At 41.1% G+C, this 11,029-nt stretch carries 13 protein-coding genes; 2 read left to right on the top strand and 11 right to left on the bottom strand.

Annotated elements, in window-relative coordinates; genetic code table 11:
- From HGJ98_RS12880 to iadA, 3 genes are all read right to left on the bottom strand, one after another.
- On the bottom strand, positions 1-229 hold a 229-nt coding region (locus HGJ98_RS12880; RefSeq protein WP_291351816.1), incomplete at its 3' end, for a TetR/AcrR family transcriptional regulator.
- 193 nt (positions 230-422) lie between these two features.
- On the bottom strand, positions 423-2,441 hold the full coding sequence (gene fusA / locus HGJ98_RS12875) for an elongation factor G (protein WP_291351815.1): 2,019 nt from the start codon (positions 2,439-2,441) through the stop codon (positions 423-425).
- A gap of 232 nt (positions 2,442-2,673) precedes the next feature.
- Positions 2,674-3,864: a beta-aspartyl-peptidase gene (iadA, locus tag HGJ98_RS12870; protein ID WP_291351818.1), complete on the bottom strand. Its 1,191-nt coding sequence runs from the start codon at positions 3,862-3,864 to the stop codon at positions 2,674-2,676.
- A gap of 179 nt (positions 3,865-4,043) precedes the next feature.
- Between iadA and spoVB the strand changes: the two genes are divergently transcribed.
- A complete protein-coding gene (spoVB, locus tag HGJ98_RS12865) occupies positions 4,044-5,588 on the top strand; it encodes a stage V sporulation protein B (RefSeq protein WP_291351814.1) in 1,545 nt (514 codons plus the stop codon).
- A 3-nt stretch (positions 5,589-5,591) separates the two neighbouring features.
- Here spoVB and HGJ98_RS12860 read toward each other — a convergent pair whose 3' ends face one another.
- Positions 5,592-5,849 (bottom strand): hypothetical protein, encoded by a 258-nt coding sequence (locus tag HGJ98_RS12860; protein ID WP_291351813.1) that lies wholly within the window; start codon positions 5,847-5,849, stop codon positions 5,592-5,594.
- Positions 5,850-5,970: 121 nt separating this feature from the next.
- Here HGJ98_RS12860 and HGJ98_RS12855 point away from each other — a divergent pair, with 121 nt between their 5' ends.
- Positions 5,971-6,198 (top strand): alpha/beta-type small acid-soluble spore protein, encoded by a 228-nt coding sequence (locus HGJ98_RS12855; RefSeq protein WP_291351812.1) that lies wholly within the window; start codon positions 5,971-5,973, stop codon positions 6,196-6,198.
- Between the two features lie 41 nt (positions 6,199-6,239).
- Here the strand turns inward: HGJ98_RS12855 and surE are convergent, their stop codons facing one another.
- The 7 genes from surE to HGJ98_RS12820 form a co-directional block, all read right to left on the bottom strand.
- Entirely contained in the window at positions 6,240-7,019 is a 780-nt protein-coding gene (surE, locus tag HGJ98_RS12850) for a 5'/3'-nucleotidase SurE (RefSeq protein ID WP_291351811.1), read from the bottom strand.
- Between the two features lie 13 nt (positions 7,020-7,032).
- Positions 7,033-7,224 carry a YpmA family protein gene (locus HGJ98_RS12845; protein ID WP_291351810.1) on the bottom strand — a complete coding sequence of 64 codons (192 nt, stop codon included), beginning with the start codon at positions 7,222-7,224 and terminating at the stop codon, positions 7,033-7,035.
- A gap of 17 nt (positions 7,225-7,241) precedes the next feature.
- Positions 7,242-7,814, bottom strand: a complete 573-nt coding sequence (gene folE, locus HGJ98_RS12840; RefSeq protein ID WP_291351809.1) for a GTP cyclohydrolase I FolE — start codon at positions 7,812-7,814, stop codon at positions 7,242-7,244.
- 43 nt (positions 7,815-7,857) lie between these two features.
- Positions 7,858-8,589, bottom strand: coding sequence for a 7-carboxy-7-deazaguanine synthase QueE (locus HGJ98_RS12835; protein ID WP_291351808.1), 732 nt, complete (start codon positions 8,587-8,589; stop codon positions 7,858-7,860).
- 60 nt (positions 8,590-8,649) lie between these two features.
- Positions 8,650-9,027 (bottom strand): 6-carboxytetrahydropterin synthase QueD, encoded by a 378-nt coding sequence (queD, locus tag HGJ98_RS12830; protein ID WP_291351807.1) that lies wholly within the window; start codon positions 9,025-9,027, stop codon positions 8,650-8,652.
- A gap of 114 nt (positions 9,028-9,141) precedes the next feature.
- A complete protein-coding gene (locus HGJ98_RS12825) occupies positions 9,142-10,308 on the bottom strand; it encodes a tetratricopeptide repeat protein (RefSeq protein ID WP_291351806.1) in 1,167 nt (388 codons plus the stop codon).
- A gap of 232 nt (positions 10,309-10,540) precedes the next feature.
- Positions 10,541-10,990 (bottom strand): Fur family transcriptional regulator, encoded by a 450-nt coding sequence (locus HGJ98_RS12820; RefSeq protein ID WP_291351805.1) that lies wholly within the window; start codon positions 10,988-10,990, stop codon positions 10,541-10,543.
- Positions 10,991-11,029 lie beyond the last annotated feature (39 nt).

Raw genomic sequence — 11,029 nt, 5'->3', positions numbered from 1 at the left:
AGTCCCATTCCAAGCTGTCAAATAAAGCCCTGAACTTTGGAGAACAAACAAATTGATCAAAAGCCCGTTCGAATAAATTATGCTTACTTTCAAAGTGTCTAAAGAGAGTCATCTCACTTACGCCCGCTTTTTTGGCTATCTCCTTAGTTGTAACCGCAGTATACCCCTTTTGAGAGAAGAGGACAATTGAAGCATTAATAATCTTGTCTTCAGTAGTCAATGTACTCATAGTCCTTCTCCAATCACGTTCTATCCTTGATGTTAGTTCTTACTAACATTATCTATTTTATCATTCTCTTTACCTAACTTCAATCAAACATCATGGGACAATTGCCTTTATTTGCATCCCAATAATTAGGATATGTTAAAAACGTAGAGCTGTAACAAAAAGAAACTAATTTTTGTTACAGCTCTAAATTTGATTAATTATTAGCGGTTCTTAATTGACTTATCAAGGTTTCACTAAGTTTACTGGGAACTTCTTCGTAACGCAAAAACTTCATAGTAAATGAGCCCCTTCCTTGAGTGAGGCTCCTTAAATCAATGGCATAACGCATCATCTCAGCTTGTGGTACATGGGCACGGATCGTTGGATTTTTTTCACTGGCATCCATGCCTAAGACCTTACCACGTTTTCCATTAAGGTCAGCAATGACATCTCCCATGAAAACTTCAGGGACACATACTTCGATCTCAACAACTGGCTCGAGCAACGTGGGTTTAGCTAACTCAACTCCTTTGCGAAAGGCTATGATAGCCGCAAGCTTAAAGGCCATCTCTGACGAATCTACGGCATGATAAGATCCGTCACACAAGGTGACTTTAATGTCTGTCACCGGATATCCTACCATAGTTCCTTCCCGCATAGCTTCTCGAATTCCCTTCTCTACAGCTGGAATGTATTGCTTCGGTACTGCTCCTCCAAAAATCGACTCAGCAAACTCAAATTCGCTTCCATCGGTAGGCTCTAAGTTAATCCACACATGCCCATACTGACCATGCCCGCCCGTTTGTTTCTTATGTTTGCCTTCGACTTTAACTGCCTTACGGATGGTCTCACGATATGGCACTCGAGGGACACTTAAGGTCACGTCAACTCCAAATTTTCGGTTTAGCTTTTCCTGAAGAATCTCAAGCTGCATTTCCCCTAGCCCTGTTAAAATCAATTCTTTTGTCTCTAGGTTTTTATTTATGGTAACCGTTGGATCTTCTTCCAGCAACCGTGCTAAAGCGTTGCCTAGCTTATCCTCATCTCCTTTAGTCTTTGGTCCAATAGCCACAGATAAAGAAGGCTTTGGAAAATCAATTCCAGGAAGCGCTATCGTTTGTTCTTTGCCACACAGTGTATCCCCTGTTTTAACCTCTTGTAATTTGGCAACGACCGCTATATCTCCGGCAGGCACTGAAGGAATAGGTTCCTGGATTTTCCCTCTTAGATAAAAAGGCTGCCCTATTTTCTCCTCAACTTCACGACTTGAATTGTAGACCATAGTTTCAGCTGAAAATTTCCCGCCATAAACTCGGAAGAAGGACATCTTACCAACATAAGGATCCGTGAGAGTTTTAAAGACTAAGGCTGCCTTTTCTAAAATCACTTGAGGAGGCGGGGCAAAATCCACCAAGAAATCCATCATCTTCGTTATCCCGATATTTTTCGCAGCCGAACCACACAGCACGGGTATTACAAGGTTTTGTTTTAATGCCTCCCGTAAGGCAGTTTGTAAATCCGCCTTATTTAATTCTTCCCCTTCAAGATACTTCATTAATAGATCATCATCCGCTTCAGCAACTGCTTCGGCTAATTGCTCTCTTAAGCCTTTGGTCTCTTCCTCGTACTCTGCCGGAACTTCTTTGGTTGAATACCTTCCGCTGCCATCCTCTGCATATTCATACACTTTGTTCTCGACAATATCAATGAGTCCTTTGAAACTTGACTCTTGACCAATGGGTAATTGTAAAGGAGCGAACCTTGCCTGGGGATAAATACTTTTTAGTTGTTCCATCACCTTACCAAAATTGGCATTCTTGCGATCGAGTTTATTAATAAAGATAATCTTGGGCAACTTCTGTTCTTCCATAAGACCCCAAGTTGTTTCTGACTGAACCTCAAGCCCTGCTACACCGCATAGTACTAGCACCCCACATTCAACCACGCGCAAGGCACTCTTAACCTCTCCCAAAAAATCTAGATATCCTGGACTATCGAGAACATTGACTTTAACTTCTTGCCACTCCATAGGAATAAGACTCGTACTAATCGACACTTTGTGCTTTACTTCTTCGGGTAGATAGTCTGAAACTGTGTTTCCTTCAGTAACCTTACCGATACGACTAATTGCACCTGAATTAAACAGAAAGGTTTCCGCAAGGGATGTCTTTCCTGCTCCACCATGCCCAACTAAACAGACATTGCGCAGACGTTCAGTGTCATAGGTTTTCAAGATATTTTCCTCCTTGATTTGTTATTTAAGAAAAAGGACTCATGCCTTTTTACTTGCAACAGATAAGCGGAGTTCTATCTCTAAATATCCTAGCTTAGTACTTATTTATAGATAAGAGCGGGTCAAGTATTCTTAGCTTTGAAGATTAATTTTCTAATTAATTTATTTCTTGATTCTGCTGCAGAAACCCCTTGTCATTACGCTAACTGCAGCTGAATCATTTCTTACTTTTTTAGCTAAACCACTCACTTTTAGCTAATGAGTTTCCTTCGTAAGTCCCCCAGACCAGTGTTTCCTTGCTGCGAACCATACATTTTCCTTTTGCCCAGACATCTTGCACCTGTAAATCTTCATCTAGAACGACTAGATCAGCATCGTAACCTACACGAAGCATTCCTTTATTTCTTAACCGAAGCACATTTGCTACATTCGAAGTGATGGTACGTAAGGCAACTTCCAAGGGGACGTTGCCTTGTATAACTGTTTTTCTAATATCGCGCCACAAAACCTCTACCGAACCAACACCCATACCGGTAAGTACCCCAGCTTCGTTATATTGCGGCATACTCCCATTCCCATCTGAGGACACCGTAATTCTATCATTAAGGAGTTGCGATTGATTTAATCTAATCAGAACAGACGGAACCTGTAGGTCTTCTGGGAAATCGTCACATCCTGCCGTAAGATCCATATGACCCCCTGCTAAAAGAAACTTAATCCCTTGTTCCAGTAAGGTACGACTTCGATTCATATGGGTTGGGACGAATTGGGTAATCGGAATATCGCTTTGTTCAAGGAGAGTCCAGATAGGTTGTAAGCCGCGTTTACCTTCTCCAAGATGAACATGAACGATCCCCGCTTTTCCTCCCAGCATTCCGCCGACTCGAGCTTCTGACGCTAATTGCTCTAGCTGACTGATTTGAGGATGGGCAGATCGATGATCTGAAATAGCTATTTCTCCAGCACCTATAACCTTTTCAATTAAAACCAAGTCTTGCTCTAACGTTGGCAAGAGGGTTTTCATGGGAACTCTATAAGCTCCACTATAAATATAGGTGCTTATTCCCTCTTCCTGAAGAGCATTCGCTTTAACTAAAAGCTCTGCTAGTGACCGTGATACGGAATCCGTCCCCAGGCAACCGACCACTGTCGTTATTCCTGACCTAGTTATCTGGGAAAGTTGAAGTTCTGGAGTCCGGGAAGCTGGTCCTGCTTCCCCGCCTCCGCCGCATATATGTACATGAGCATCGATAAAACCTGGCACTAGGGTTTTGCCTTGGAGGTCAATTATTTCCCCCTCCACAAAATCAGGCAGGCTCAGATTTTTCCCGATAGCAGCAATAGTCATTCCTACTACTACGATGTCTGAATTCTCAGTATATTCAGGGCAATAGAGTTTTGCATTTTTGAGAAGTACCCACACACTAAGCTCTCCCTTCATGAGGTATAATGCCCCAATCCTGGATCAATATTCCACTAAGTATTATTTCTCTATTCTGAGCAAAAATCCTTTATGCCTAGAGAGATGCTTAGAAATTTCCTAAGCATTTCTTTTTTTCCACAAGCATATGGTTATATATAATTCAGATTATGGAGGGTTACATGTCAAAAAGGACCTTTGTTTATGGTGCGACAATACTGCTAGGCGCAAATCTGATAAACCGCCTGCTAGGCTTCGCCTACCAATATTTAATAATGATTAATATTGGCGGTGAAGCCTATGGTTTGTTTAACATGGTTTTCCCTATGTACATGCTGGCTCTTGTTATTACTACAGCGGGAATCCCTCTCGCCATTGCCAAGATGGTCTCAGAAGAAGTATCTCTTGGACGTCTTTCCAATGCACAATCTATCTTCCGCTTATCCTTTTGGCTTCTTAGTATTTCAGGGGCTATTGTATCAATTGCCCTCTATTTCCTTTCTCCTTATATAGCACATAGGGTTTTTTCTGATCCCCGGGTGATCAATGTCTTTCTCATCTGCACTCCAGCTATCTTTATCGTCTCTGTGTCTTCGGTTTTCCGCGGCTATTTTCAGGGTTTGCAAAACATGATCCCCACAGCAATTAGTCAAATTTGTGAACAGATTATTAGAGTGGGGGTTGGTTATACCATAGCCCTTCGTCTCTTAGATAAGGGCGTAGAATGGGCAGCCGCTGGATTAGCCTTAGGTATGCTAGCTGGAGAATTCGTCGGTTTAATGGCTATTATGCTTCAGTACCATAGAACTAAACCTAAAATTCTCGATGAGATTACAGCAAAGGCGTATTCCTCACGCCAAATACTAAGTAGATTATGGCAATTAGCCTCCCCGGTGACGGCGGGAAGACTACTTGCCACAGGATTGTCCTCTTTAGATGCTATCCTCATCCCTCTTCGTCTTCAAGTTGCTGGATATTCCGCTCGTGAGGCAGTGACCTTGTTTGGACAGCTGGGTGGTTCCGCCTTTACATTACTCACCTTTCCCAGTGTCTTTACCTTTGCCTTAGCAACTTCACTAGTCCCAGCCATATCTGAAGCAGCAGCAAAACGCCAATTAAATGTTGTCCGAGCACGCAGCGCTGAAGCTATACGATTAACAGTTCTGCTGGGGATACCCTGCCTTATTATCTTGTTCTACTTTTCGCGACCACTGACTGCGTTTTTTAAGAGTGAAGATATTGCTCCCATATTACGTGTGCTAGCCTTAGGCGGCATCTTCTCCTATATACAACAAACCACAACGGGAATCTTACAGGGACTTGGCAAAGTTCACCTTCCAGTCCTCCATTCCATCATTGCGGCCATCATTCGCATTCCAGTTCTAATTTACCTTACGGGTCTTCCTCAGTGGGGTTTGAGAGGAACAGCTTGGGCATTTACACTAGGTTTCTTTATCATGGCAGTTCTTAATCTCATGGCTATATCAAGATACACCGGCATGCCTTTGGACCTTCAACGATTTGTTCTTCAACCCCTGTTTGGAGGAGTTGGGATGCTTATTGTTTTCCAATTCTTAGACCCCATATTTAATCGTCATATCATAGGTTATTTAGGTGAATTTATCATTGGAATAGCACTTTACAGTATTATTCTCCTCCTAAATGGCGGCGTCACCTTAGCTGATTTGAGACGTCTTCCTTGGATCGGAAAATTTCTGCCACCTTAAAAATCACTTCCACCATCGTCGGATTTGCTCGCCCCAATGCCAATAGGATAAGACAAACGTTACGAGGACCACTAGAATAGCTAAGATCTTATATACAAAATATACCTTTATTACGGTTAGAAAAACCATACCTAACCCTAGGAGTGCCGGAATTGTTAATAACTTAAAAATCGACGTTGAGTTTTCCTTACTTCTAAAGCCCGGATAAGAGAAAACCACTGCAAACAATACAAAATAGAAAATAAACGTTCCAATTATCATTAAACTTCCTCCAATAGTAAAAACACATCAACTATCCATTATTTATGCACCATAAACCACCGATTATTTGTGAATACTAGAATTGTTGCAAGTAGATAGAGTTGAGAGGAGATGTTTAGTAGTGAGCCGAAAAAACAATAGAAATAATAGCGTGTTGCCCCAATCTGTCTTGGAAGATTTCAAATGGGAAGTTGCTGAAGAATTAGGCTTAAGTTCGAAAATCAAAAGCCAAGGTTGGGAAAATATGACCTCTCGCGAATGTGGACATGTGGGTGGTCGTATTGGTGGAAGTATGGTTAAAACTATGATCAGACGAGCCAAAGAATCCTTAAACAATCCATCTCTTTAAGGAATAAAGGAGTACAGAATCATCATTCTGTACTCCTTTCATTATACCCCATTAGACGTTAAACCGCCTGATTTATTGAACAAAGGTTTCCAGGATTCTAGGCACTTAAAATCTGTCAAATCACTGTGCATAGGAGTGATCGAAATAAAATCTTCTTGGATGGCTCGTAAATCAGTATCCTCCTCCAGATCTTGTATTCTATCCCCACACTGCCAATAATAGACTCTTCCGCGAGGATTGACTCTTCGCTCGAATACATTATCATATATAGTCTTACCAAGTTTCGTCACCTTAACTCCAGCCCACTCAGACTGAAGTTTACCCGGAAAATTAATATTCATTAATCCTTGTTGGTGAGACAGTACAATTTCATCTAAATGCTCAGCCAAATAGGCTGCTGACGGTTCAAAATCAAGGAAGTCGTAGCTTGCGAGGGAAACAGCCAAGGAAGGGACTCCTAGAATAACTCCTTCCATAGCAGCTGATACCGTGCCGGAATAAAAAACATCTGTTCCTAGATTAGCACCTTGGTTAATACCAGAAATAACTAGATCAGGCTTACTAATAAGCCCTCCTTGGATAGCAATTTTAACGCAATCTGAAGGAGTACCACTTATAGCAAACCCCTTTTGGTCTCCATCAAGCTCATGTTCCGTTACAAATAAAGGCTGGAACAAGGTTATAGAATGCCCCATTGCTGAACGCTGACCTTCTGGGGCAACAATGCTGATGTGGTGGTTCGTCATAGATCGAAGTGTACGATGCAAGGTTTGTATTCCTGAGGCATCGTAGCCATCATCGTTCGTCAGTAATATATGCATGCTACTCCCCCGATCACTCTACTTCGTAGACGGAAATAATCATCTGATCCTCTTTCTTTTTCAATCCAAACATTAGATGATGTCCCTTTAAATTTTTATTTAGAAAATCTACCACTTTATAAAGTTCTCCATTTAAACCAACCCGTTGGGATGCAATTAGTTCTATCTTTCCTTTGCTTTCCGACGGATTTATTTTCTCGTCCACCCAAAATTACCTCTTTCTTAGCGTCTGTGTCCCTGAATCAATGAAAAAGCTTCAGATCTTGTGATGGGGTTTGTTTTAAAGATTCCCCTAACAGCAGAGGTTAATGTCTGGGACCCGGCTTTCTTAACTCCACGCATTGTCATACACATATGCTCTGCTTCAATAACCACTAAAACGCCTAAGGGGGTAAGTTTGGCCATAATAGCATCCGCTACCTCCGAGGTTAAACGTTCTTGAAGTTGCGGCCTGCGTGCATACCCTTCAATGACCCGCGCAAATTTTGACAACCCAGTGATCTTACCTTTTCTGGGGATGTAAGCTATATGAGCCTTCCCGTAAAAGGGTACAAGGTGATGTTCACACATAGAATACACTGGTATATCTTTAACGATTACCATCTCTTCATGCTCTTCTGAAAATTGGACGTTTAAATGCTCCCCCGGGTCTTCATGTAACCCATGAAAGACTTCGGCATACATTCTAGCCACACGTTTTGGTGTATCCCTTAAACCTTCACGGTCAGGATCCTCACCTATGGCTTCCAACATCATGTAAACAGCTTGTTCAATCTTTTCTAAATCCATCCCCATAACTCTATCTCCTTTTCTCCTGGTCCAGCTATAATTAAAACTACTATAATTGTCCCATAAATACGTGAGTTTGTGGAATAACTCGAGTGTTCTTAAGTTTACTAAGGAAAAAACGTTGCCATTCGATTAGTTGAGAAGGTTTCGGAGTATTGATCCCTCGTGTTGTAGTTACAGGTTGTAGTATTGTTTGGATAAGTGGATCAACTCCTGCAATTAAGTCGCGAGCGTTCCGGAGTTCTTGTTGATCAGTTTCCTCATGAACGACTATTTTGACAAAGACTTCTTTTTGAAGACTTATGCGCAGAAAAGCTTCATGAGCATCCCAGAAGGTTTGGCCGTTGAAGGGCAGTTTGATGTCCATACTAATTATGTCAATCCAAGGTAAAACTCGAAGCAGTTGTTCAGGCAAGGTTCCATTCGTTTCAAGGTATATCTTTATACCCTTCTCTTTTAAAAAAGGTAAAAAAGCTCGTAGTTCGTTGTCCCACAAAAGGGGTTCCCCTCCAGTGATACTCAAAGAGTGATGAACCGAAAAATCATAGGCTTGTAATAGCTCAATAAGTTCATCAATAAGCATTGGATTTCTAATCTTATTAAAGATCCCCGAACCCGGTGTCGACTCTATTCTTAACTGTTCTGGTAAAGCTGTAGCCGTATCGCAATAGGGACACTTTAAGTTGCAGTTTGGCAAGCGAAGAAAAATCTGTCTGACACCAACGTAAGGACCTTCTCCCTGAATTGACGAGAATATTTCAGTAACCGGTAACTTAAGCATTATTAGACCCCTCGAACTTGAAACCTCTTGGAACCCCAAGGTGCATGGATAATTCCATTACTAATCCTCCTTAAAAATGGCCCAGGTGTCCGGTGATTCAAAAACTTTAACCCATGCTAAGCGCTTTTCCCCAAGCCTTAACTCCCTTTTGAATTCCATAAACAAAAAATGAGCGAGATTTTCAGCAGTAGGATTTACTCCTTGGGAACCAAAAGGAAGTAGATCGTTAAGCAATCTATGATCCAACAACTTTAATGATTTTCGTATAGTTTGCTTTACTTCCTTAAAATCAATCAACATTCCCAAACCATCTAATTGAGGACCTTCAATACAAACTTCGATATCCCAGCGATGACCATGTAAATTAGAACAATCGCCCTCATAATCCCGGATAAAATGAGCAGCATCGAAATGTGCTCTTACACATACCTGAAACATTTTTAGCTCCTTATTAGACAAATTACATTTTATTTTACCATTATTATTTACAAAAGAAAATGAAATATCAAAAAATCTGAGTTAAAACAAAGGAGAAGGGTTCACCCTTCTCCTTTACGCAAGTTTCAATGCTTTATTAAAACAGTCAATTGCCACATCTGCTTGATCGATTTGATCATATATATTTCCCAGCAAGGCCCATCCCGCTGAATGGTTTGGGTCGATTTTAATCAGTTGATTCAGTGAATCAATGCCTTCTTGCCAATTCCCTTTCCGGGTCAGGCAAACACTTAGATTATAAAGAATCAGCGGATGGTCCGGTGTTAACTCCAACGCTTCGCGATAATATTCCGTTGCTTTTCTGGTCCGTCCCTGATGGACCAAGGTAAAAGCTAAGTTGTTTAGCAAGATCGGATCCTTGGGGTAGATATTTTTTGCTCTTTCCAATAATACCAAGGCTTCTTGGGAACGTCCCTGATTTTGATAGACAGCGGCGAGATTACTCAAGCTGTCATAGTGATCAGGTTCATATTTCAAGGTGTATTTGTAATATTGAATGCCTTTTTTAACCTCATCTTTCTGGATATAACAGTAGGCGAGACGCGCTGCTAACTCCGGAGTCCCCCCATACCGAAATGCCTTTTCGAAACTATGACAAGCATCGTTCAACTGATCTAATTGCAAATGCATCTCAGCTTTCATTTCCCAATATATTGATTCCCGGGGTTTAAGCTGGCAACATCCCTGAAAACACCTTAAGGCCTCGAGGAATTCTTCATGATGAGCGTAAATGATCCCCAAACGATAATTGGTTTCTGCATTTTGGGGTGCTGCTCTCATGGAGTTATTTAACGCACTAATAGCCTCACGCCAATCTCCCATTTCTAAGTGACAATCAGCAAGCAAGTCCCAATATTTCGCATTTTGGGGTTGAATGTGTATTGCCAGTTCAACCTTTTCTTTAGCTTGAGGTATTAGGGCTTGTCCAAGATAACACCGTGCTAAATAATAACTAATTTCCGGAGAGTTCTCAGTTTGTTCACTTTCCAAGCGTTCTAAATAGTCCCTTGCTTCTTGAAGTGCTTGGACTTCTATTAAATAGCCTACTTCCTTAAATCGCGGTTTCGATGAGTCTCGGTTTAATAAATCTACCCAATTTCGGATAGCTTCATCTGTTTTACCTACCCGATGATGCCATCTGGCTTGCAGAGAATGCCACAGATAAGAGCTTTGAAGAGAAGGTCTTCTTTGTTTGCTATTTGAAGCCATAGGTAGAGCCATGTTTTTCGCTCCTTTATTTTACTTATTTTTCCATTATTACGTTCTCCTTCCCTGTCTATTTACCCTTCAAAATAGACCATAAATCGCACGTCAAATCCCTTTCAAATGCGTGGCAATTCGCATTTAAACCCTTTAAAAATGTCGGCTCTCGCCACAATTCTGATAATTCCAACTCTGATTCTTTGTTATTGTTCATAATATTTTTTCCATAAATTAGTAGGAGAGGCGCATTTTAATGCCCCTCTCCACATTCGTGACAATATCCATAAAATTTTAGATCATGATCCAAGATTTTAAACTTGTTTCGTTTGATAATTACTGCTTCAAGAGATTCTAACAAGTCATCATCAAATTCTGAGACATTCCCACAACCTAAACAAATTAGATGATGGTGATGATGATGCTCATCTTTTCTGCTAAATTCATATCTGCTTCGACCATCGCCAAAATCATTTTTGAGTAAAATTCCAATTTCGGCCAAAATATCCAAGGTACGATAAACGGTTGCTAAACCAATCTCTGGATTTTGGTGTTTTACAAGCATGTACACCTCTTCAGCGCTCAAATGACGATCAGCTTGCTCTAGAAACGTTTGTAAGATCGTCTGACGCTGAGGGGTTAACTTATAGGAGCGGTTGCGTAATAAATTGCAAATACTTTCAAAGGTTTTTACATCCTCCATCCCAAGCCCTCCTCCATATATTACCTATTATATGATAAT

Origin of the sequence: Desulfosporosinus sp., assembly GCF_014237355.1 — a bacterium.
GTDB lineage: Bacteria > Bacillota > Desulfitobacteriia > Desulfitobacteriales > Desulfitobacteriaceae > Desulfosporosinus.
Note: the sequence above shows the minus strand (reverse complement) of the source record. Positions and strands in the feature narration are given on the sequence as shown.